General features: G+C 43.8%; 24 protein-coding genes and 1 riboswitch. Of the genes, 8 read left to right on the top strand and 16 right to left on the bottom strand.

What is annotated here, in order from left to right; genetic code table 11:
- The first annotated feature begins 59 nt into the window (after positions 1-59).
- Positions 60-782 carry a 3-deoxy-D-manno-octulosonic acid kinase gene (locus AB4263_RS04145; protein WP_017097384.1) on the top strand — a complete coding sequence of 241 codons (723 nt, stop codon included), beginning with the start codon at positions 60-62 and terminating at the stop codon, positions 780-782.
- A gap of 1 nt (position 783) precedes the next feature.
- On the opposite strand, the gene AB4263_RS04140 is transcribed toward AB4263_RS04145, so the two are convergent.
- From AB4263_RS04140 to radC, 11 genes are all read right to left on the bottom strand, one after another.
- Positions 784-1,677 carry a hypothetical protein gene (locus tag AB4263_RS04140; protein ID WP_102248995.1) on the bottom strand — a complete coding sequence of 298 codons (894 nt, stop codon included), beginning with the start codon at positions 1,675-1,677 and terminating at the stop codon, positions 784-786.
- 3 nt (positions 1,678-1,680) lie between these two features.
- The gene (locus tag AB4263_RS04135; protein ID WP_102394578.1) at positions 1,681-2,421 is read right to left on the bottom strand and encodes a glycosyltransferase family 25 protein; all 741 of its coding nucleotides are present in this window, start codon (positions 2,419-2,421) and stop codon (positions 1,681-1,683) included.
- Positions 2,418-3,737 (bottom strand): lipid IV(A) 3-deoxy-D-manno-octulosonic acid transferase, encoded by a 1,320-nt coding sequence (waaA, locus tag AB4263_RS04130; protein WP_372097586.1) that lies wholly within the window; start codon positions 3,735-3,737, stop codon positions 2,418-2,420. Before waaA ends, AB4263_RS04135 begins: the two co-directional genes overlap by 4 nt.
- A gap of 13 nt (positions 3,738-3,750) precedes the next feature.
- On the bottom strand, positions 3,751-4,806 hold the full coding sequence (waaF, locus tag AB4263_RS04125) for a lipopolysaccharide heptosyltransferase II (RefSeq protein ID WP_372097584.1): 1,056 nt from the start codon (positions 4,804-4,806) through the stop codon (positions 3,751-3,753).
- Positions 4,803-5,753: a glycosyl transferase family 90 gene (locus AB4263_RS04120; RefSeq protein WP_102394581.1), complete on the bottom strand. Its 951-nt coding sequence runs from the start codon at positions 5,751-5,753 to the stop codon at positions 4,803-4,805. The genes waaF and AB4263_RS04120 overlap by 4 nt, the downstream gene beginning before the upstream one ends.
- On the bottom strand, positions 5,750-6,865 hold the full coding sequence (locus AB4263_RS04115; RefSeq protein ID WP_372097582.1) for an O-antigen ligase family protein: 1,116 nt from the start codon (positions 6,863-6,865) through the stop codon (positions 5,750-5,752). The genes AB4263_RS04120 and AB4263_RS04115 overlap by 4 nt, the downstream gene beginning before the upstream one ends.
- Positions 6,866-7,054: 189 nt before the next feature.
- A complete protein-coding gene (mutM, locus tag AB4263_RS04110) occupies positions 7,055-7,864 on the bottom strand; it encodes a bifunctional DNA-formamidopyrimidine glycosylase/DNA-(apurinic or apyrimidinic site) lyase (RefSeq protein WP_372097580.1) in 810 nt (269 codons plus the stop codon).
- 3 nt (positions 7,865-7,867) lie between these two features.
- Positions 7,868-8,392: a hypothetical protein gene (locus AB4263_RS04105; protein ID WP_372097578.1), complete on the bottom strand. Its 525-nt coding sequence runs from the start codon at positions 8,390-8,392 to the stop codon at positions 7,868-7,870.
- A 204-nt stretch (positions 8,393-8,596) separates the two neighbouring features.
- Positions 8,597-8,764 (bottom strand): 50S ribosomal protein L33, encoded by a 168-nt coding sequence (gene rpmG / locus AB4263_RS04100; RefSeq protein ID WP_002535344.1) that lies wholly within the window; start codon positions 8,762-8,764, stop codon positions 8,597-8,599.
- A 13-nt stretch (positions 8,765-8,777) separates the two neighbouring features.
- Positions 8,778-9,014 carry a 50S ribosomal protein L28 gene (gene rpmB / locus AB4263_RS04095; RefSeq protein WP_004728407.1) on the bottom strand — a complete coding sequence of 79 codons (237 nt, stop codon included), beginning with the start codon at positions 9,012-9,014 and terminating at the stop codon, positions 8,778-8,780.
- Positions 9,015-9,305: 291 nt separating this feature from the next.
- Positions 9,306-9,980, bottom strand: a complete 675-nt coding sequence (gene radC / locus AB4263_RS04090) for a DNA repair protein RadC (RefSeq protein ID WP_048607667.1) — start codon at positions 9,978-9,980, stop codon at positions 9,306-9,308.
- A gap of 224 nt (positions 9,981-10,204) precedes the next feature.
- Here radC and coaBC point away from each other — a divergent pair, with 224 nt between their 5' ends.
- The 3 genes from coaBC to lpxL all read left to right on the top strand — a co-directional run bounded on the left by coaBC (position 10,205) and on the right by lpxL (position 13,196).
- Positions 10,205-11,446, top strand: coding sequence for a bifunctional phosphopantothenoylcysteine decarboxylase/phosphopantothenate--cysteine ligase CoaBC (gene coaBC / locus AB4263_RS04085; protein ID WP_372097576.1), 1,242 nt, complete (start codon positions 10,205-10,207; stop codon positions 11,444-11,446).
- A gap of 139 nt (positions 11,447-11,585) precedes the next feature.
- Complete coding sequence (gene slmA, locus AB4263_RS04080; RefSeq protein ID WP_017063086.1) at positions 11,586-12,176, top strand: nucleoid occlusion factor SlmA; 591 nt, start codon at positions 11,586-11,588, stop codon at positions 12,174-12,176.
- A gap of 39 nt (positions 12,177-12,215) precedes the next feature.
- Complete coding sequence (lpxL, locus tag AB4263_RS04075; protein WP_372097574.1) at positions 12,216-13,196, top strand: LpxL/LpxP family Kdo(2)-lipid IV(A) lauroyl/palmitoleoyl acyltransferase; 981 nt, start codon at positions 12,216-12,218, stop codon at positions 13,194-13,196.
- Between the two features lie 77 nt (positions 13,197-13,273).
- Here the strand turns inward: lpxL and pyrE are convergent, their stop codons facing one another.
- Together pyrE and rph are read right to left on the bottom strand one after the other, a co-directional pair.
- Complete coding sequence (gene pyrE / locus AB4263_RS04070) at positions 13,274-13,915, bottom strand: orotate phosphoribosyltransferase (protein WP_017059267.1); 642 nt, start codon at positions 13,913-13,915, stop codon at positions 13,274-13,276.
- A gap of 107 nt (positions 13,916-14,022) precedes the next feature.
- On the bottom strand, positions 14,023-14,739 hold the full coding sequence (gene rph / locus AB4263_RS04065) for a ribonuclease PH (RefSeq protein WP_009847983.1): 717 nt from the start codon (positions 14,737-14,739) through the stop codon (positions 14,023-14,025).
- 248 nt (positions 14,740-14,987) lie between these two features.
- Between rph and AB4263_RS04060 the strand changes: the two genes are divergently transcribed.
- Entirely contained in the window at positions 14,988-15,854 is an 867-nt protein-coding gene (locus AB4263_RS04060) for a YicC/YloC family endoribonuclease (RefSeq protein ID WP_017063084.1), read from the top strand.
- Positions 15,855-16,183: 329 nt separating this feature from the next.
- Here AB4263_RS04060 and AB4263_RS04055 read toward each other — a convergent pair whose 3' ends face one another.
- The 3 genes from AB4263_RS04055 to AB4263_RS04045 all read right to left on the bottom strand — a co-directional run bounded on the left by AB4263_RS04055 (position 16,184) and on the right by AB4263_RS04045 (position 18,724).
- Positions 16,184-16,396: a cold-shock protein gene (locus AB4263_RS04055; protein WP_004735656.1), complete on the bottom strand. Its 213-nt coding sequence runs from the start codon at positions 16,394-16,396 to the stop codon at positions 16,184-16,186.
- Between the two features lie 310 nt (positions 16,397-16,706).
- Complete coding sequence (locus tag AB4263_RS04050) at positions 16,707-17,132, bottom strand: phosphate-starvation-inducible protein PsiE (RefSeq protein ID WP_017062464.1); 426 nt, start codon at positions 17,130-17,132, stop codon at positions 16,707-16,709.
- A 221-nt stretch (positions 17,133-17,353) separates the two neighbouring features.
- Positions 17,354-18,724 carry an NCS2 family permease gene (locus AB4263_RS04045; protein ID WP_372097572.1) on the bottom strand — a complete coding sequence of 457 codons (1,371 nt, stop codon included), beginning with the start codon at positions 18,722-18,724 and terminating at the stop codon, positions 17,354-17,356.
- Between the two features lie 58 nt (positions 18,725-18,782).
- Positions 18,783-18,882: riboswitch (purine riboswitch) on the bottom strand.
- 348 nt (positions 18,883-19,230) lie between these two features.
- Between AB4263_RS04045 and gmk the strand changes: the two genes are divergently transcribed.
- From gmk to spoT, 3 genes are all read left to right on the top strand, one after another.
- Complete coding sequence (gmk, locus tag AB4263_RS04040) at positions 19,231-19,854, top strand: guanylate kinase (RefSeq protein WP_017062466.1); 624 nt, start codon at positions 19,231-19,233, stop codon at positions 19,852-19,854.
- Between the two features lie 119 nt (positions 19,855-19,973).
- A complete protein-coding gene (rpoZ, locus tag AB4263_RS04035; protein ID WP_009848003.1) occupies positions 19,974-20,246 on the top strand; it encodes a DNA-directed RNA polymerase subunit omega in 273 nt (90 codons plus the stop codon).
- A 53-nt stretch (positions 20,247-20,299) separates the two neighbouring features.
- Positions 20,300-22,426, top strand: a complete 2,127-nt coding sequence (gene spoT / locus AB4263_RS04030; RefSeq protein WP_372097570.1) for a bifunctional GTP diphosphokinase/guanosine-3',5'-bis pyrophosphate 3'-pyrophosphohydrolase — start codon at positions 20,300-20,302, stop codon at positions 22,424-22,426.
- Positions 22,427-22,473 lie beyond the last annotated feature (47 nt).

Below are 22,473 nucleotides of genomic sequence, written 5' to 3'. Positions count from 1 at the left end.
CGTTTGATATACTGTTCTACCAAGTATGCCATAAACTCCCCAATACGAGACAGTGATTCATGTTTACAACAAAGCAAATCCATAAAACAACGTACTGGTATAATCCTAAATTACTCACCGAAGACGTTGAATTGGCTTTTTCTGTGGATTATTGGAAGGCGAATCAAGCAATACTGGGGCACGCTCAAGGTAGAGGAACAACATGGTTTGTTAAGGGAGAAAAAAGCAATTTCGCTCTTCGACATTATCATCGCGGCGGCTTGTTTGGAAAGCTAGTTAGAGACAGCTATTTATTTACTGGATTAGAGAACTCACGAGCATACCAAGAGCTAATGTTACTTGAGCTTCTAGCCACACATAAAGTTAATGTCCCGACACCCGTTGCTGCGAAAGTTTCGCAAGAAGGGCTCGTTTACAAAGCCGATATTTTAATTGAAAAGATTTCCGACGCAGAAGACTTAGTAAAGATACTATCAAACAAAAAACTATCCGATTCCCATTTCAACGATATTGGTCATCAAATTCGAAAAATGCACGATGCCGGGGTCAATCATACCGACCTCAATATCCATAACATTCTCGTAGATAAAGCAGGTAAGGTTTGGATTATCGATTTTGATAAATGCTTAACGCAGACAGGCAGCAACTGGAAAGTGAGTAATCTAAAGCGACTCGAGCGCTCATTCGAAAAAGAAGTTCGGTTAGGAAAGATTGATGCTCAGCACTTTGATTTTTCACAAATTGAACAAGGGTACAAAATGAGTACCCTTGAGAGCCTATGATTTATTCTTCTTTCAAACCAAATAACTTACGAAGTTTCTTTTTCTTTTTATAGATATGCCCTCGAATCACTTCAGCAAGAGGGCGCTTGAAGGACACTTCTTTAGCTAAGCGTATTTGCTCTTCAAATGGTTTAACTCCATGTTCTTCAAAGAACTGTTCCAACACCGTTCTCGCCCAGTCTTTTCGTCCACTCGTTGAATAATGATTGAGCCAAGCTTTCGCTGGTTCAATATTCACCTGTGTAGAGAGCGCTTCAGATAACGCAAACTGTTCTAGAGTGTGTGCCTCACACCCTTCTTGACGCAACGCTTGAATCAACACATCGGCATAATCAAAAGCTGATGTGTGTTTCCCGGTGATACCGATGACTGCCGATGCCCACATAACTGAGTCTGGATTGGTGCGGTAGATACTGCCATCCATAAGCTTTATATCTCTATCTCTGATATGTGCGTATTCATTAGTGCTTGGCAAAGTATTGATGTTCACTTCTGAGCAAAACAGTAACGCGTTTTTATCCGATATAGAGTCGAAATAGACATTTGTTGGCACGTTAAAGTACGTATCTGTATCTAAAAAAAGCAGTTTATCTTCAGGACTCAACTCTAAATTATCACAAAGATATTTTAAGCCGCGGTTCTTGATTCTGAAGTGATAAGTATTGTCTAGACTCCATTCAGCCTTTTGAGCTGGCGATATCGGAAACACTTTAATTGGCATATTAGCGAAGTGCTCAGGCTCTTCTGCTAGAACAGAAATTTCAGGCCTAGTTCCATTTGCCTCAACCCAATTGGCTAAAAAAGACAAAATGCAAAATCTTGCGCCTTGATAGTAAGTTCTATCATTGCCATAAATGACAAATGTTAAGTGTTTTCTAGCCAATTCTGATTTCATAATTTAGTACTTCGTAATATTTTTAAAAAGTGCTTTGTGCTTGCTGCTGACATGGCTTCGAACATGAGTTCGGTATCCCTCTTTAAACCAACTTCTAACCGTCGCATAAAGCCCTGAGGTTCTACCACTCAACTCACTATCAAATGCACCGGTTTTACTACCCTGACGAACCAAAGGTGGGTGTGTCCAAAAAATATTGTACTCTAATGTCGTTCGTTCATTACCAATATAACCATCAATAGGTGCGTCGGTTATATTGTTTTCCATATGCTCTACCATTGCGCGAGCAAAACTAAGGTCATAAAGCAAACCACCAGTAAGCTTGTTCGTTTTACACAAGTACAGATGTTGATTTGGTACTCTTACTGATGCAGGTACTAAGCTCGACGCCTCTTCAATATTTACAAGATACTTTTCTTCACCAGCAAGCTCGCTTTGGAAAGCTTCTAGTTGCTCAATAAAATCGCTATTTAAAAAAGCATCATCTTCTAACACTAATACTTGTGGAATTTGTTCTTCTACGACTTTTTTCATCACTAAGTAGTGCTTATAAAAGCAAGACTTCTCAGGGAGCCTCAGTGAATCGTCAAAAAAACCATTTCTAACGTCATCAGATAGATCATCGATATCACCAGCTAACATATATTCGTAATCAGTGATGCCCACTTCTGGCAGGTGCTTATCTATATGTTTTCTACGTTCTTCGTAGCCTTTGCTTACATGAATAACAAAAGTTTTGATCATGGTGATGTCTCAATATTGGTTGACTGATTATTGGTGGCTGAATGATGTATCAATTGGAGTGTTTGTTGTAACGCACCTTGATTCTGTTGAACTATACCATAGCCTATTCGTCCTTTTTCAATTAACTCTTTAGGCTTGGATAATGCACTGATCATTTGTAAAGCAAGCTCATTCTCATCGGCTACAACAGACAGTGCGCTCGAGTCGATCAATTGATTCGCCAGGTCTGCAAAATTGAAATAGCTAGGCCCTGTTAAGCAGTATTTTTGAAGCAGCGCAGGTTCGATGAAGTTATGCCCTCCTACTTTCTTTCCAAGTAGGCTTCCTCCCATAAAAACAAGATCGCTTGCAGAAAGCATAACCATAAGCTCTCCCATCGTATCTCCTAAGTAGACATCGACATCAAGCGGTACGTCGTCAACAACTTCGGTTCGACGTACTAACAGTAAATCTTGGTTTTTGGCCAATTCAGCAACTGAATCAAACCGTTCAGGATGACGAGGCACTATCACTAACAGCAATTCTGGCAGTTCTCTTTTGGCTTGCTGGTAAGCTCTAAATATTTGTTCATCTTCGCCCGCATGAGTGCTCGCGGCGACAACAATCTGCCTACCCTGCCCCAAAATATCTTTAAGATACTCGCCTTGTGCGATTATATTATTATCAATCGACACATCGTACTTAATTGACCCTGTGACAATGACTTTTTCGCTCGGCGCACCTAGTAACTCAAATCGAGATTTATCATCAGAGTGTACCGTCAATATTAAACTTAACTTAGAAATTGTCGGATAAATTAACGAACTCATTTTTTGATAATTACTGGCTGATTTTTCTGATAATCGTCCATTGACTAATATCATCGGAATATCATTTTTAGCAACGGTGTTAATGGTGTTCGGCCATAATTCCGTTTCAATAATGAGCATGTTGTCTGGCTGAATTCGGTTGATAAAACGTTGAACACACCAACTGAAATCAATAGGCATATAACGGTGGCTAATCGAACCGCTCATCTTTTCTACCTGTTCAGCGCCTGTACTCGTTGTTGTAGTGATCAGTATTCTTTTATCTGGGTTTTGTATCGCCAGTTGTTCAACTAACTTCTTACTCGCCAGCACTTCCCCTACTGAAACGGCATGAATCCAAATCACACCCGATTGTCTATTCTTAATAGGCGGTGTAAATCCGAAATGCTCTTTCCAGCGATGACCAAAAGGCGGTTTGTTTGCTTTGGAGCGATATAGGCCCCAAAGCAGAATAGGGCTAATAAGGAAAAGTAGCGCGGTATAGGCCCAACGAACGACGATGCTCATATAACGACCTTATTTATATTTTGCCTTGGGAAATAACATCAAACTGCTCAATAGCACTAATGACTCTACTCGGCATTAACTCAGTTAGGCACTTTAGATGCTGCTTGGGACAAGTTCGTTCAAAGCAAGGTCGGCACTCAATATCAGTATTGATGATTGCCAGTTTGTTGGTTAGCGGAGGCGTATATTTAGGTGAACTAGAGCCATAAACAGCCACGACATTACAGCCCACAGCGGCGGCCACATGCATCAGCCCAGAATCATTGCTAACGACAGTACGACAAGCCCCAATCAAGTCTACAGCCTGAATTAAGCTCGTATCTCCAGCTAAATTGAAGCAATGCTGATGCATATCAACAGGGACTTGTTCGATTATCTTTTGGGTTACTTCACGATCTTTAGCCGAGCCAAACAACCACACTTGGTAGCCTTGCTTTATCATCGCTGTCGCAGCTGTTGCAAAGTGATTATCAGGCCAACGTTTCGCAGGGCCAAACTCAGCACCAGGACATAAACCAAGGACAGGCCTTTGACTATTTAAACCAAATTGCTCCATAGCTTCTTGCTGGCTGGAGTCAACAACTTGTAGGCTTGGAAAAGGTAATGATGACAATTCACCTAAACAACCACTACCCGTCATTTCAGCTTTAGGGTGCGCTAACGCTACATATCGCTCTAACATGTATTGAAACGCTTTTTTATTGGTTCTAACGTCATTAAGCAAACCAAAACGCATTTCACCTTTCCAACCAACTCGTTCAGGAACGCGTGCAAACAGGGGAATTAAAGCTGATTTCGCGGAGTTAGGTAATACGTACGCTTTATCGTACTGTACTTCCCTCAACGATTTACCGATCCTATAACGAGATTTCAGATCAAACTGTCCATGTCCCAATGGCATTTCAAGAGCTTGATTGACTTGTGGCATTCTTTCCAGAATTGGCTTACACCATGCGGGCGCTAAAACATCAATTTTTGCGTCAGGGTACTGTGTCTGCAGCTCAATATATAAGCCTTGAGACATTACCATGTCTCCAACCCATGACGGGCCAATAATCAGAATTTTCATTTGTCTTGCTCGTTAATAGCGTGTTCGTGAGTAGCTTGGCCAGATAGTCTAAAATATTCTTGAAGTGTTTTAATGCAAACCAATTTTTCTAGTTGTTCATCTTGGAAAGGAGCAAGGTATTCATGCGCATTTTTGATCATCTGTTCAGACTCTTTAGGGTTGTCTAAATAGTATTTAATTTTTTGCTCAAAATCCGACCAGTCATCCTTCACCTCTACATAATGTATGCCTGGCTGTAGAGTGCCTTCCATAAACCACGTTTCAAACTTCATTTTTGGAGTAACGACAAGTGAGTTTGAAGACATTGCCCATTTCAAGTTTGATGCAACATCGTTCCCTTCAAGGCAAATAATAAATTTGTACTGAAGCTGCTCTTCTACTGTCATGAATGGCTGTTGCCACTCTGGGTGTTGCTCTGAAGCATTCGATTGACCTGCATTCATCAGTGGATGACCATACAGGGTTTGCATAAAACGAATTCTGTGTGGTTGAGTGACAGCACCACGAAATACGGCCATATTTTTTTTATCAGAAAAACTTAAGCTATCATCCACGAATCGGAAATGACGACGCTTATCTAATTTAAATAGTACAGAGTTACTATTGTTCCCATCAATCGGACGAGCTTTAAATAAAGTTGGAACTGGCTCTATATGCGTTTCATCACCAAAGTAGTAGCTGAAACGAAAGTACTTTGGAAAATAATAAAGAAACTCTTTAAGATCAAAGAAATAAGATGTGTAGCCTTTTCGAGAATAATTATTAATCTCGCAGCTTAGACTAGCCTTATCAAAGTCACCGAGCCCTTTCACATAATAATTTACTCTGCTTTTTATATAGTCAGCTTGACCGGAATATGACTTTTCCAGATTTTCAAACTGTTTTGAAAAATACAAACGAGGTGCGATAGAGAGCAAGGCATGTTTTAAATAATAAAATATCTTCATAGTTTCTCTTTATATTTTATTTTTGCATAATGAACTAAAGTTCCGGTGACAATTAAATATACAACGAGAGCATCACCATTTCTAAAAGGTGAATCTGTTAAACTGGCCACAGCGTAGTGGATAGAAGGCAAGCTAAACAACCAAAATAAGTCGGGATACTTTCTCAGCCCCAAATATACTGGATAGAAAATAAAGAACAAAAAGATACTTAAACCTATAATTCCAGAGCGCGCTAGTTTATCAATATAGTTATTGTGTAAATGCCCTTCTGAAATAAAGCCATAAGCCCTAGGTGTATACCCTGGTATATTCTCTTCAATATACTCACGATTCAATGACCCATGCCCTAATATAGGACTACTTTCAAAAAGTTCAATGCCAGCTTGATACATCTGCAACCTGAGACCTATTGATGAATTGAGGTCACCTTGTTCAATTTTGCTGATCTCCTTCCATGTCTGGTCGTAACGCTCAACAATAGCCTCTTCAGAGAGAAAAACAGCACCAAAACACAAAGTTAACGATAGTAATATGATTTTTATGTTTATTTTTCTTTGGTAAAGTAGAATTAAGCCTATTACGATATATAGAACCCCAACCCCTAAAACAACCCCTCTAGATTGCGTTAAGATCAAAGAAAAACCGGAAATAATCGCACTTACAACTAACATCCAGGTGATTTTACCTTTAAAATTTGTCAATAGTGCCCCTACTGAAAGCGTAGATATTAAACCTTGATGTGTTGCTAGCGGGATAGGATTAGTTGGCCAAAATATTCGCTCTGTCGGATAAATAAAAAAGTACCAACATGACAAAGCTAAACATGCCAAAGCTGCACTAAATAGTAGATATTGAGCTAGCTTTGCATTGAGAAGTTGTTTTTGAGGGAGTACGCACAATAGTACAGTTGTAACAAGAAAACCTCTCAATTCTTGAGAACTGGCACCATAAGTAACATAACCTATTAAGGTAAACATCCCAGCCAATAGAGTTCCCCATAGCCAAACATTACTTTTAAAGTTGGACTTAATCTGGAACAAGCCATAAATAAATATATGAACAATAGCGGCAACCAAAACCAAAGCTACCAAAGGCTTGTTGCCCTGAGGCATCCAAATAATACCTATAGCTAACCATAGGTAAGGAATTAGTAACAGAGATCTAGAGATAGACTCTGCCTTTAGAAAAGAAGACAACATAATTCCAAAGTAATAATAAAAATAGTTCCGGCAATTTTATCAGATAAAGTGCTATAGACACAGCTTCAAGTGATATCAACCTCTGTATTGAGAGCTACACATCTATAGCTGACAACTAGAGCAAAAAAACGTGTTCCTCTGCCCTATTTTTAGCTCTTGAATCAGAGCTTCACAATTAGGGCACTTTTCACCCGCTTTCCCATACACTTGCAGCTCTTGGGCAAAGTACCCGGGCTTGCCATCTGCTTGTGCGAAATCTTTTAAGGTAGTACCGCCTTGTTTAATGGCGGTGGCGAGCACTTGTTTGATCTCTTTGGTCAACAAGGCCCACTCTGCTTTTGTCACTTTGCTTGCCGGGCGCAAAGGGCTAATACGTGAAGCAAATAGCGCTTCATTGGCGTAGATATTCCCGACACCCACCACCACCTTGTTGTCCATGATGAATTGCTTAACGGCGACTTTACGTTTCTCTGCCTTCTCAGCTATGTAGTAGGCGTTGAAGTCGTCAGTGAGCGGCTCAGGACCAGATCCCAGTAATACTTGATGAATCTCATCCGGCGCTGACCATAGCCAAGCGCCAAAGCGACGAGGGTCGTTGTAGCGTAATACTTTGCCATTGGTGAGCTTAAGATCCACGTGATCGTGTTTTGCTGCTGGGAAATCCGCGTCTAATACGCGCAGTGAGCCAGACATACCAAGGTGAACAATGGCAGTGCCGGTATCCGTTTCAATCAATAGGTATTTAGCACGGCGTGAGATAGAGCGTATCACCTGCCCTTCTAATGCTTTTAGCTCTTGTGGGATATCCCAACGCAGCTTCGGAGTGCGAAAGGTAAGCGTTTTAATGGTCTCACCAACTAAATGAGGCGAGATCCCCATGCGGCTTACTTCGACTTCGGGTAACTCAGGCATAATCTAATCGTCCGATGTTGAGGGGTTGTCTTGACTAAGACTTGGAAACAGGTAGCTCTCTTCAATAGACACCGCCAACCACTGATCATTCCAGTTTTTTAACAACCAAAACTCAGGTAGCTGATAATAAGTAATGCGTTGCGGCTCTTCTTGGTCTTGATACCACACTTCTATTGTATGCGGGGTAGTAAGCTGAGAAGTTAGGTCAGTATAGGTTGGCGAATCAACCTCGGTACCAACAAGCTGTTGCCAGCGTTGAGCACGTTCTTGAGCGCTAATGCTTTGAGCTGGGGCGGAGCCTTTCAATTGATAACCCCACTGACCATCTTCGAGTACCAATGACCACTTAGCAAAGTGCAACGCTTGAAGCTTTGCTGTTGGGTTCAGGAGATAAGGATAAGGGCTATCAACCTGCGGTTCAGGCTCGATAAGGTACGCTTTGATCAATGTTGGAAGGTTTAACACGCCAATAAAAGCGATCACACTGAACATGAGTATGTTGTTCCACCGGCGTCCACGATATCTCATCTGATTCTGCTCATCTAACCTATTGAACATTCAGTATATCGTGAAAGTGGCAATACTTTCTATGTTGTACAGATTTCTATCTATCAGAGGCTATATCAAGCAAGAATAATTGAGTTCCTCAAATTGTAGATATAAAAAAACCCAGCGATTAAACTGGGTTTTTCAATTCTTTCTTCTACTGAAGAAGAGCAAAAAAAGCATCAATTACTTGATTTTAGCTTCTTTGTACATAACGTGTTGGCGAACTACTGGATCAAACTTTTTGATCTCAAATTTGCCTGGCATGTTACGCTTGTTCTTATCAGTTGTGTAGAAGTGACCAGTACCTGCAGAAGATACTAGACGAATTTTCTCACGAATGCCTTTAGCCATTGCTTAATTCCTCTTAAACGTTTTCGCCACGTGCACGGATATCAACAAGAACAGCATCGATGCCTTTCTTATCAATGATACGCATGCCTTTAGCAGTTAGACGTAGTTTAACAAAACGTTTTTCGCTCTCTACCCAGAAACGATGAGTTTGTAGGTTCGGCAGAAAACGGCGCTTAGTAGCATTGCGTGCGTGTGAACGGTTGTTACCCGTTACTGGACGCTTACCAGTTACTTGGCATACTCGGGACATGAATGTCTTCTCCAATCGTTTCAGCTCGATATCAACCTTGGTGGCCGAACCTCTCTATCAATTAAAATAGAAGGTAAAAACCGTTATGGAAAATCCATACAAGGCTATCAAAGGTCGCGCATTATACTAACTTGACACGCATTGCTCAAGACCCGAACAGATCCTTTTTACGGATTTCGTGATCTTTTTTTGTGCAGCGCAGCTTGCTTGAGTAATCAGAGCTGATTTTAGGTCTAAAAATGTGGCCGGAATAATAGCAGATTTAACGCAACTAACAACCTAAAATGTGATTCAAATCCATCCACGCTCTGCAAAAGAGACAACTTCACCATCTCCAACGACAAAATGGTCGAGAACTCGGATGTCCACCAGCGCTAATGCATCGGTTAATCGGCGTGTAATCCGCCTATCCGCTTGGCTGGGCTCAGCAACACCTGAAGGATGGTTATGAGCTAAGATTAATGCCGCCGCATTATGATGAAGTGCCCGTTTAACCACTTCCCGCGGGTAAACCGATGCGGCATCGATGGTTCCTTCAAACATCACCTCGTCCTTTATTACCCTATTTTGGTTATCGAGGAACAATATATAGAAGGCTTCTCGCTGGCGATCACGCAACATGCTCGAAAGATAAAGCTTAGTATGACTAGGGCTAGTGAGTGCATCTCCGCGAGATAACGTCTCTGCTAGATAGCGCTGTGTCATCTCTAACACAGCCTGTAATTGAACATACTTGGCCTGCCCCATCCCTTTATGGGCACAAAATTCTTCCTGCGTTGCTGAAAAAAGATGACGGAGCGAGCCAAAGTCTTTGATCAACTTGTCAGCAAGTTCCAACACGTTCATTCCTTGTGTCCCTGTTCGCAGAAATATCGCGAGCAATTCCGCATCACTCAAAGAATCAGGCCCTCGACTCAATAACTTTTCTCTCGGCATCGATTCGGCAGGCATTTTATCTATTGGCATATAAAAGCTAATCACTAGTCATAAACACGACCCACCACCTTAATGAGATCGTAATCTGAGATCCTTCGATAGAGATAAAAGGAAACGAGTCACTAGCAAAACCGTGTAATTGATAAGTTTGATAACACCAACTTGATGAGCGTCAAATCTGTTCTAATTCTGCTTCTAGGCACTAATCCTTTGTTCTGATATCGTAAGTCGCAGAGAAATTAAGGAACAGAATCATGCAAACATTGGTTAATCAACTGGATAACGCTGACCTACAAGGCCTAGCTGGGAAAAAAATCCTACTTGGCATTAGTGGTGGTATCGCTGCGTATAAATGTGCCGAACTGACTCGACGCTTAATTGAACGTGGGGCACAAGTACAAGTCGTGATGACAAATGCAGCCAAAGAGTTCATCACTCCTCTCACCATGCAAGCCGTCTCTGGAAGGCCAGTGTCTGATAGTTTGCTTGATCCTGCTGCTGAGGCTTCCATGGGGCACATCGAGCTCGCAAAGTGGGCTGACTTGGTATTACTAGCGCCAGCAACCGCTGATCTGATTGCGCGCATGACAGCTGGCATGGGTAACGACCTACTGACCACTTTGGTTCTAGCAACCGATGCGCCAGTTGCGGTATCTCCGGCAATGAACCAACAGATGTACAGCCACCCTGCCACTCAAGAGAACATCGCAACACTAAAACGTCGTGGTTGTGAGATTTGGGGACCGGCGGCTGGCGAACAAGCGTGTGGTGATGTGGGAATGGGTCGCATGCTAGAGCCTATGCAGCTCGTGCACCGCTGTGAAGACTTCTTCCAACCTAAACCTCTTGCTGGTCGCTCTGTGTTAATCACGGCGGGTCCAACTCGTGAAGCCATTGACCCTGTGCGTTACATTACCAACCACAGCTCGGGCAAGATGGGCTATGCTCTGGCTGAAGCGGCAGCGAAACAAGGCGCAACAGTAACTCTAATCAGCGGCCCTGTATCACTCGCGACACCAAATAAGGTTAATCGCATCGATGTCGACAGCGCTCAGCAGATGTTTGATGCCGTGAGTGCCAATGCAGCTCAACACGATATTTTCATCAGCTGCGCCGCGGTAGCTGATTACCGCCCTGAGACCATCGCAGACCAAAAGCTTAAAAAGGTCGACGGTAAAGACGACATGACCATTCAAATGGTTAAGAACCCTGACATCGTCGCTTCTGTCGCTGCAATGACTGAAGGTCGCCCATTTACTGTCGGCTTCGCAGCTGAAACTCAAGATGTTGAGAAGTACGCGCGCGGCAAACTGGAAAGAAAGAACCTCGACATGATTTGCGCCAACGACGTTTCTGTCGAAGGTCAAGGCTTCAATAGCAGTAGCAATGAGCTGCATCTTTATTGGAAAGGCGGCGATAAGTCTCTGCCACTGGAAAGCAAAGACACACTTGGTTTCCAGATCCTCGATCAGATCCAACAGCTTATTGATGCATAAACGCACAAATTTGCTCTGACAATCTGCTGACACCTCTCGATTCTGTTGACCTAGGGCTCACAAAACTAGGAAACAGAATTGATTGGTGTTTATAATCCTTCTTCACTCAATCCTCATCTTTAGGAAAGGAAGTAAATAGATGGCTGGTGCTCGAAAATCAAACCGTCGTGAAGAAATCCTACAAGCTCTCGCACAAATGTTGGAATCGACCGAAGGTGCTTCTCGTATCACAACGGTAAAGTTGGCCAAGCAAGTGGGTGTTTCTGAGGCTGCGTTATACCGCCACTTCCCTAGCAAAGCTCGTATGTTTGAAGGCCTAATCGAGTTCATTGAAGAAGCGTTGATGTCTCGAATCAACCGTATTCTGGATGAAGAGAAAGACACGCTAGAGCGCATACGCCTAGTGCTACAACTTATCTTAGTTTTCTCAGAACGTAACCCTGGCCTGACTCGAATTTTGTCTGGTCATGCTCTAATGTTTGAAAATGAACGCCTGCGTGATCGCATCAACCAACTTTTCGAACGCATTGAGACGCAACTTCGCCAAATCCTGCGTGAAAGAAAACTTCGTGAAGGGAAATCATTCCCGGTTGATGAGAAAATCTTAGCCGCTCAACTGCTCGGTCAAGTTGAAGGCAGCTTGAATCGCTTTGTTCGTTCAGACTTCAAATATCAACCGACAGAAAATTTTGATGCTTATTGGGCTCTATTAAGCGCTCAGATTAAGTAGCAATCAAATTAAGTAGCAATCAAATCTTAAGTGATGGTTATGACGACGAAAACTTCTCCGACAAGCAGCACTGCACAACACGTTATTACTAAGCCACCTTTTACTCTGGCGTTACTCCACCCTAAATACTGGGGAGTATGGTTCGGCTTTGGGCTGTTGGCGCTTATCGTTAACGTTCTACCTTACCGCCTGTTATTACTGTTAGGACGCTCATTGGGCACTTTGGGCGCTCGCTATGGCAAAAAGCGCGTCGCAGTCGCAACACGTAACTTGGAGCTCGCCTTCCCAGCCAAGCCAGCAGACGAAGTTGCAGCAATGGTCAGTGAGAACTTCAAGAACACCGGTATGGCACTGATCGAAACCGGTATTACCTGGTTTTGGCCGACGTGGCGTTTCAAGCGAATCCTAGTAGATAAAGACACTCAAATGCTGCGTACACATAAAGCCAACGGCAAAGGTGTTCTGCTGTGTTGTGTGCATGCCTTGAACCTAGAGATCACTGCGCGAGCAATGGCTGTTCTCGGTATTTCAGGTTTAGGTGTTTATCGCCCGCACAACAATCCGGCTTATGAATTCATTCAATACCGTGGTCGTACTCAAAACGGCAACCGCCTGATTCACCGTAAAGACGTGAAGCGTATGATTCGAATCCTGCGTCAGGGTGAGATCCTTTTCTACCTTCCGGATCATGATTACGGTCGTAACAAGTCTGTGTTTGTGCCTTTCTTCGCAGTAGAAGATGCGTGTACCACAACAGGCACCAGTATCCTAGCTTACACTAGCCGATGTGCACTTGTTCCGGGGTCTGGTTTTAGAAATGCCGATGGCAAATATGAGATCATGGCCGATGAATCAATTGAAGATGACTATCCACAGAAAGATGAGAAAGCGGCTGCCGCCTACATGAACCGCTACCTTGAGAAGATTATCTTAAGAGCACCAGAACAGTGGATGTGGCTGCACAAGCGCTTTAAGACCATGGAAGACCCAGAAGTGGAGCGCGGCATTCGTTATAAATAATGAATACTGAACCAAAAGGAAAGGGGCTGATGAATCATCAGCCCCTTGTGCATTCTATAGTCTAATTACGAGTAGTATTAGATGCCGTATTGAGCGCGGTATGCTTTTACTGACTCTAGGTGTGCTGCGTCTGTGCCTTTCTCTTCAAGGAAAGTCACCAAGTCAGTCAGGCTAACGATTGAGATAATCGCACAACCGAAGTCACGCTCAACTTCTTGAATCGCAGACAGTTCGCCTTTGCCCTTCTCTTGACGGTCGATAGCAACAAGCACGCCCGCTAAATCAGCGCCATTTGCTTGGATGATTTCCATCGACTCACGAATCGCAGTACCTGCAGTGATCACGTCGTCCACTAACATGATGCGACCTTCAAGCGCGCTACCGACAAGGTTGCCACCTTCACCGTGGTTTTTCGCTTCTTTGCGGTTGAAGCAGTAGGGCGTGTCTACATCGTGGTGATCCGCTAGTGCAACCGCTGTCGTCGTTGCAATTGGGATACCTTTGTATGCAGGACCAAATAGTACATCAAACTCAATGCCAGAATCAGCCAATGCTGCTGCGTAGAAGCGACCTAAGCGCGCTAGGTCACGACCTGTATTAAACAATCCAGCATTGAAGAAGTAAGGGCTCTTGCGGCCAGACTTTAAAGTAAACTCACCAAACTTAAGTACTTCTTTCTCTAGTGCAAATTCAATAAATTCACGTTGATATGCTTTCATGTTTTTCCTCTATGTTTACTCAATAAAACTTAACTTACGCCCTGTACCACCCTTTCAGGTTTTACAGACAAAAAAATAGCCCCCAAATTGGGAGCTATTAAAAATGACTAGTCGGCCAACGCAGCTTTCTGCGCTTCGACGATATCGGCAATGCCCTTATTAGCCAGGGCTAAAAGCTGCATCAGCTCTTCGTGGCTGAACGGTTCGCCTTCTGCGGTACCTTGAATCTCAATCATCTTACCGTCTTCCGTCATTACAACGTTCATGTCGGTATCGGCTGCTGAATCTTCAACGTACTCAAGGTCACACAGTGCTTGTGCACCAACGATGCCCACTGAAACTGCCGCTACGTGGCCTTTCATTGGGTTCTTTTTCAGTTTGCCGCTTGCTAGTAGGCTGTTGATAGCATCAGCCATTGCAACGCTTGCACCTGAGATAGAAGCAGTACGAGTACCGCCGTCTGCTTGGATAACATCACAATCGACAGTGATCATAATTTCACCCATTACTTTCAGGTCAACAACAGCACGTAGGCTACGAGCGATCAGACGTTGGATTTCCATCGTACGACCACCTTGCTTGCCGCTCGCCGCTTCACGACGGTTACGAGTGTGCGTTGCACGTGGCAGCATGCCGTATTCAGCCGTTACCCAACCCTTTCCTTGGCCTTTTAACCAACGCGGTACGTTTTCTTCTACCGTCGCATTACATAGAACTTTAGTGTTGCCGAACTCAACTAATACAGAACCTTCAGCATAAGCTGTGTAGTTACGAGTAATTTTAATTGGACGAATTTGATCTACAGCGCGGTCATTTGGACGCATTGGTATCTACCTTATTAACAGTCTGAAGTGATTTACTATCGAAAGAGTGCATCACCTAAGAAAGGGGTGAGACAGTTTTGATTGGGGCAAGATTATATAGCAGTTTATCGTGCAAATCTATTTACCGTTCAAAGCTATTTATCACGAAAGGCTATTTACAGTGAAAAGCGACAGGCTTCGAGAGCACACCATATCGTGATACTATGCGTGCGCGTTATTTTCAGAATGATAAAAGACAGGAAAATTCGATGATTTATAGTATGACCGCGTACGCACGCAAAGAAGTAAAAGGCGATTGGGGCAGCGCAGTATGGGAAATCCGTAGTGTAAACCAACGCTACCTAGAAACTTACTTCCGTATGCCTGAACAGTTCCGTGGTTTAGAGCCAATCTTGCGTGAGCGTTTCCGTAAGCGTCTAGCGCGCGGTAAGGTTGAATGTAACCTACGCTTTGAAGCAAACCCTGCTGCAAAGGGCGAACTAAGCATTAACGAAGGTTTGGCTCAGCAAGTAATCAATGCGGCGAACCAAGTAATGACGATGACTGGCGAAGAGAGCCGTTTGAACCCATTCCAAGTCATGAACTGGCCTGGTGTGATGGAAACGCCAGAGCAAGACATGGATGCCATCAACAAAGACCTACTTGAAGCATTCAACGATGCTATCGCAGAGTTCATTGATGCTCGTGCTCGTGAAGGTGAGAACATGAAGGCGCTAATCGTACAGCGCTTAGATGCAATCACTGAAGAAGTAGTGAAAGTTCGTGCACGCATGCCTGAGATCCTAGAGTGGCAACGTGAGCGTCTTCTTACCAAATTTGAAGATGCGAAAATCGAACTGGAAGGTTCTCGTGTTGAGCAAGAGCTTATCCTGCTAGCGCAGAAGTCAGACGTAGCAGAAGAGCTAGACCGTCTAGATTCTCATGTGAAAGAAGCGAATGCAGTACTGAAGAAAGGCGGCGCTTGTGGCCGTAAGCTAGACTTCATGATGCAAGAGTTCAACCGTGAGTCAAACACGCTAGCGTCTAAGTCTATCAGCACAGACATCACAGCATCGGGCGTAGAGCTTAAGGTTCTTATCGAACAGATGCGTGAGCAAATTCAGAATATTGAATAACAGTTTGTCAGTAACACGCTGAATAGCCATTAACTGAATCAGTGTTGATTAGATCAAGATAAGCTCCTAGTTTTAGGGGCTTTTTTTGTGGATACAGTAATAGTAATCAGGATGAGCAAGTGACTGGTTGTTACGTAGAAGGTTGAGTTAGAGCAAAGAGCAGATACAACGATAGTTAGAACGAGATAACGGACGTAAAACAGGATTTTTGAATACTTAGAGAGGGTATTGCTAATGGAGAAGAGTGTTGCGGTAAAACTGAGGGGGGAAACAAATTTGAGAGAGAAAGTGACGCAAGTTGCTGTTGCAACCTGCGCCGACTTAAAATCTTATAGAGCTACAACGTTTGCAGCTTGAAGACCTTTTTGGCCTTGCTCTACTTCGAAAGACACTTGTTGGCCTTCTTTAAGAGTCTTGAAACCTTCAGAAGCGATTGCACGGAAGTGTACGAATACGTCAGCGCCGCCGTTGTCTTGAGTTAGGAAACCGAAACCTTTCTCTTCGTTAAACCATTTTACTACGCCGTTTGTTTTGTTAGACATGATGTGTCCCTTATATAAAAATAAAAAATTAATCGCCAAAAGTGCGATGCGCTGAAAGCTTGAATTATTTAATGTATCTATGAAGCCAAGGGAAACACTGAGAATAACAATGAAGCAATACTAAGGGTTTTACTTTACAACTGATGTTTCATTTAATAACTCTGAAAACAGAGCGAGGCCATTCTTGGTGATCTGGGTCGGGTTGTAAAGCTTTATTTGAAAATAATTGATGTTTTTTTGTTCGGTTGGCTTGAATTCAAGCCCAGCTAGGTCACCGGGCTTGATTTGTAAGACTTTGATCTCAAAAAATTTACTCGTCCGGCTGCTTAGTTCTGAGATCGACATATGGCCAGTAATGGTGACCGACTCGAATCAACAGAGTTGCTGCTGCTAAGATAAATGCCGCTAAAGATAACCAAACGATCAATACCGCATCGAGTTCTTTCATGCCCAAAGTGATGTAACGAGCAATCGCCATCATCGCGATATAGATTGGGTATCGCACTGGGATCTTACCGTTCATCACAAACTGCTGAACCATCGCCAACACTTCTAAATAGATAAACATCAGCAGAATGTCGGTCAATTGCACTCGGCGCTCAGCGAAGACATGCATGAACTCTTCGACCATCGCAAACAAGGTCGCGAGCGTGATCGCCACCAGCAATACCGCTTCCATAATGTGGAATACTTTTAAAAACGGCTTACTAAAAGATTTAGGTAAGTGAGAAGGCATAGTCACTCTTCAAAAAATAATTAATCCAGTCTCTACAATAGCATGCATCAATATAAGTCGCGTACTGTCAAAGCACCGACTTTAGGCTAACGCCATCAACTCATCGGTAACCAACATTAAGAAGCAACGGTAAAAAGCAACAAATACAAAAATGGCCCCGCATTCACTGCAGAGCCATCTGTTTGTCTTTTACTTAGCGACTTCTTAGTGACTAATTAGCCTTAAAGCAGAATCAGGTAAGTTAAGAACACCACACACAGTCCGTAGATAAGCGGGTGTACTTCTTTGCGCTTACCTGCCACAACCATTGTGAATGCGTAGCTGGTGAAGCCCATCGCCATACCGTTCGCAGGAGAGAAGCTTAGCACTGTGAACATGATGGTAAAGAAGGCTGCAATGCGTGACTCTTTCTTTTCCCAGTTGATCTGACCAAGACGACCTACCATGTAGATGCCGACTACTACCATCGCCGGTGCAACCATTGCAGCCGAGAAGATAGAGAAGATTGGGTATAGGAATAGCGAGATTAGGAACAGACCAGCCACCATGACTGCTGCCAAACCCGTTTTTGCACCTTGAGAAGAAGCGATGCCAGACTCAGAGAAAGCAGTGATCGATGTGGTACCAAGAATTGAACCAATCACAGTACCGCCCGCATCTGCTACTAGAGCCGATTTCGCGTTTGGCACCTTGCCGTCTTTATCGATGATACCCGCATCACGGCCAACGCCGACAATGGTGCTCAAGCCATCAAAGAAATCGACAATCAAGAAGATAAGTACGATGAACAGTAAGTCGAACATTTTCTCTGGCGTGAAAGCAGAGAAATCGAAGATAGCGCCGAAGCTGCCAGCCATGCTTGGTGGCATAGCAATGAACTGCTCTGGGATTGGTGCGTTTGAAGTGCCCATGAAGACGTCAGCAAGAATCGTCAACACGATAGCAGAAACGAATGAGATGAACGTTGCTAGCTTGATGTCACGAACCATACAACCCAGTGCGATGAAGATGCTCACGTAAGCGATGATCACTTTTGGATCAGAAATGTCGCCTAAGCCTACCAATACGAATGGGTTAGAAACGATGATGCCCGCATTCTTAAGACCTAAGAAAGCAATGAACAGTCCGAGAGACACGGTAATCGCCAACTTCAAATCTTCAGGAATCGATTCAATCATCGATTTACGAATATTGGTCAATGAGAACGCAAGGTACAAAATACCAGATAGGAAGATACCGAACAGCGCTTCATTCCAAAGCACGGCAACAGATCCACTTAACAGCAGACCTTTGAAAAAGCCGTTCATACTCATGCCCGGCGCTAGCATTACAGGGTAGTTGCCCCAAATGCCCATAATTAGGGTTGCGATTGCCGCAGACAGAGCCGTTGCAGTAAACACGGCACCTTTGTCCATGCCTGGAATATCACCCAAAATTGCTGGGTTAACCGCCAGAATGTAACTCATCGCCAAGAAAGTAATGAAACCCGCATACAGCTCAGTGCCAATCGTGGTTTTTCTTTCAGTGATTTTAAACATCGAATCAAGCGAGCCAGAGGTGTTCTGGGCTTTCAGGGTGGAATCGGTACTCACAACAAAACCTTTGCAATAAATTAAGAATTTGGTGATTCAAATGCTGTGTGAATAGAGAGGTCTCTACACTAAAAACTGTAGTCACCAAGGTAGGCTCGGTAGTAGAAACATCTAGTCCATATCACTAGATATATACAGCATTTAATCGTTTGCGCGGATTGTAAGGATTGAGATTAAAACTTCAACAAATTTTGTCCAGATCACATAAAAAAGTACCGATGACGAGTCATTACATTTATACAAAGATCCTTGAGAAGATCATTCGCTAATAAATAACGATCAAGCCAGTTGTTCTCAATCATCTAAATATGCTACTCTTCGCCTCCATTTTTCTGACCTAATTTTCACCAGTTGCTTCTATTAGTTTTACTCGTTATCTCTTTATAGACGTAACCAACGGCACAATTAGTAGATGCGCCATCGGAACAAAAATTAGAGTCAGTGCTATCTTTTAAAGTGTAGGTTTATTGCCTTCACTCAATCCAACCAACAGTGGAAATATACAGATGGGCAAAGGTACTCTTTACATCGTATCTGCACCTAGTGGCGCAGGTAAGTCGAGCTTGATCTCAGCAATGCTAGAAACCAATCCAACCTACGCAATGAAGGTATCTGTTTCACACACCACTCGCGGTATGCGCCCTGGTGAAGAAAATGGTGTTCACTACCACTTCGTAGAGAAGCATCATTTTGAAGACCTTATTACTAAAGGTGAATTCCTAGAGTACGCTGAAGTGTTCGGCAACTACTACGGTACTTCACGCGTTTGGATTGAAGAAAACCTAAACCGCGGTATCGATGTATTCCTAGATATCGACTGGCAAGGTGCTCGTCAGATCCGTGAACAAATGCCTCAAGCGAAGAGTGTATTCATTCTTCCACCATCAAATGGTGAACTAGAGCGTCGTTTGAATGTTCGCGGTCAAGACAGCGACGAAGTTATTGCGAAACGCATGAGCGAAGCAAAATCAGAGATTTCTCACTATGCAGAATATGATTATGTGATCGTGAATGACGACTTTGATGCAGCCCTAATGGACTTCAGAGCTATCATTCGTGCGGAACGCTTAAAAGAAGATAAGCAAGCAGCGAAATACAGCGGCATGCTTACTGCTTTATTAGCGGAATAATCTAGATCCCCTAGATTTTCTATTGAGATAAGTATACGGTGATCTAGAAAGTATCTAGTTAAACTTGTATACTTTCTCGTCATCAAAAATTTATTAGTTAATTACTATTTGGAGTCCTCATGGCACGCGTAACTGTTCAAGACGCTGTTGAAAAAGTTGGCAACCGTTTCGACCTAGTTCTTATTGCGGCTCGCCGCGCACGTCAAATGCAAACTGGCGGTAAAGATTCACTAGTGCCTGAAGAAAACGATAAGCCAACGGTTATCGCTCTTCGCGAAATCGAAGAAGGTCTTATCACTAAAGACGTACTAGATGCTCGTGAACGTCAAGAGCAACAAGAGCAAGAAGCGGCTGAACTTGCAGCAGTAAGCAGCATCGCTCACACTCGTTAGCTCATATTCGCAAAAAGCGTCATTCGAACTAATTAACCTTCCGGGCCTTTAATTTGTATCTATTCGATAGCCTCAAAGACGTTGCCCAAGAATACCTAACAGAGCCTCAAATTGAGGCTCTGCGTCAATCTTATGTGGTAGCGAGAGACGCCCATGAAGGGCAAACCCGCTCAAGCGGTGAACCATACATTATCCACCCTGTAGCTGTTTCAAGAATCCTGGCAGAAATGCGTCTGGATATCGAAACCCTGCAAGCTGCTCTGCTTCATGATGTCATCGAAGACTGTGATGTCACTAAAGAAGATCTAGAGGAAAAATTTGGCAATACCGTTGCTGAATTGGTTGATGGTGTATCTAAGCTGGATAAGCTTAAATTTCGTGATCGCAAAGAAGCGCAAGCAGAGAACTTCCGCAAGATGGTTCTCGCCATGGTGCAAGACATCCGCGTTATCTTGATCAAATTAGCTGACCGTACTCACAACATGCGCACGCTTGGGGCACTTCGTCCTGACAAAAAGCGTCGTATTGCTCGTGAAACCCTAGAGATTTATTCTCCACTAGCTCACCGTCTTGGTATTCATAACATCAAGACCGAACTAGAAGAGCTGGGCTTTGAAGCCCTCTATCCTAACCGTTATCGCGTACTTAAAAACGTAGTGAAAGCTGCGCGTGGTAACCGTAAGGAAATGATCCAACGTATCCATAGCGAAATTGAAGGCCGCCTTGAAGAGGTCGGTTTGCCTGCTCGCGTACTTGGTCGTGAAAAAAACCTGTTCTCCATCTACAACAAGATGAAAACTAAAGAGCAGCGCTTCCACACCATTATGGACATCTACGCTTTCCGCGTCGTGGTTGATACCCCAGATACTTGTTATCGCGTACTTGGTCAGGCTCACAGCCTGTACAAGCCTCGCCCTGGCCGCATGAAAGATTACATTGCGGTACCAAAAGCCAACGGCTACCAATCTCTGCACACGTCAATGATCGGCCCTCACGGGGTGCCAGTTGAGGTTCAGATCCGTACTGAAGATATGGATCAAATGGCAGACAAAGGTGTCGCAGCGCACTGGTCTTACAAAGGCAACGGCTCACGCAGCAGTAATGGCACAACCGCACAGGTTAAAGCACAACGTTGGATGCAGAGCTTACTTGAGCTGCAACAAAGCGCGGGTAACTCATTCGAATTCATTGAAAACGTTAAGTCTGATCTGTTCCCAGATGAGATCTTCGTGTTCACGCCGAAGGGTCGCATTGTCGAGCTTCCGGCAGGCGCAACAGCGGTCGATTTTGCTTACGCGGTGCATACCGATGTCGGCAACATGTGTGTAGGTGCTCGTGTAGACATGAACCCTTACCCACTCAGCAAATCGCTGAAGAACGGTCAAACTATTGAGATCATCAGTGCTCCGGGCGCACGTCCGAATGCAGCATGGCTCAACTACGTAGTGACCTCACGCGCACGTACAAAGATCCGTCAGGTTCTAAAAACCATGCGTCGTGAAGAGTCGATCACGCTAGGCCGTCGTTTACTGAATCATGCACTTGGCGAACACTCTATTGCCGATATCGGCCAAGAGAATATTGACCATGTATTGTCTGACTTACGTCTAGAAAGCGCTGAAGACTTACTGGCGTCGATTGGTCTTGGTGAGCTGATGAGTATCGTAATTGCTCGTCGTCTGCTTGGTGATGCTGACGAACTGACTGAAGTAGAAAACAACAGTGACACACCGAGGAAGAAACTTCCGATCCGTGGTGCTGAAGGTCTACTACTGACGTTCGCTAACTGTTGTCACCCGATTCCAGATGATCACATCATTGCCCATGTATCGCCAGGTCGTGGCCTTGTGGTTCACCGTGAAACGTGTCCAAACGTTCGTGGTTACCAGAAAGAACCAGACAAATACATGGCGGTTGAATGGTCTGACGATTACGACCAAGAGTTCACCGCTGAACTTCAGGTTGATCTGCAGAACCACCAAGGTGCACTGGCTGAGTTAACTAACGTTATCTCAAAAACAGGCTCTAACATTCACGGTATTTCAACCGAAGAACGTGATGGACGCCTGTACACAGTGACTATCTTGCTGACCACCAAAGATCGTGTTCACCTTGCAAGTATTATGAAAAAGCTACGTGTGATGCCACACGCGCTGAAAGTAAGACGTCGTAAGAACTGATCAAAGTAAAGATGAGGGATTCGAGATGGCGAGATGCGAAGAGCAAA

Origin of the sequence: Vibrio sp. 10N.261.55.C5 (assembly GCF_041470505.1) — a bacterium.
Lineage (GTDB): Bacteria > Pseudomonadota > Gammaproteobacteria > Enterobacterales > Vibrionaceae > Vibrio > Vibrio crassostreae_C.
This window is presented reverse-complemented; position numbering and strand designations above follow the sequence as displayed.